We start from the raw sequence: 262 nt of genomic DNA on the forward strand, positions 1-262 counted from the left end.
CCGCTGTGGCGGAGTTTTCATCGATGGTTTCTGGGGCAACACTGATCACCGGCACATCGTTATGCAGCGTAACGGTCGGCTGGCCGGTGCCGTTGGAGCTGAGCCCCTCAGGATCGGTAACGGTCAGGTCGATCTTCGGCAATTGATTGCCGGCGTTGACGAAGTCAGCACCTTTTTGAGTCAGTACGACGTTGTTATCAACGATGGCGTAGTAGCCATCCACGTTGCTGTTGCCGGTGAAGGAAACAGTCAGGCCTTCGCG

General features: G+C 56.5%; 1 protein-coding gene. It reads right to left on the reverse strand.

Annotation, left to right across the window (positions count from 1 at the left end; translation table 11 throughout):
* A partial coding sequence (locus J1G35_RS30770; RefSeq protein ID WP_223016894.1) for a hypothetical protein occupies positions 1 to 262 on the reverse strand: 262 nt, incomplete at both ends.

Source organism: Pseudomonas sp. SH10-3B (genome assembly GCF_019891415.1).
Classification (GTDB): domain Bacteria; phylum Pseudomonadota; class Gammaproteobacteria; order Pseudomonadales; family Pseudomonadaceae; genus Aquipseudomonas.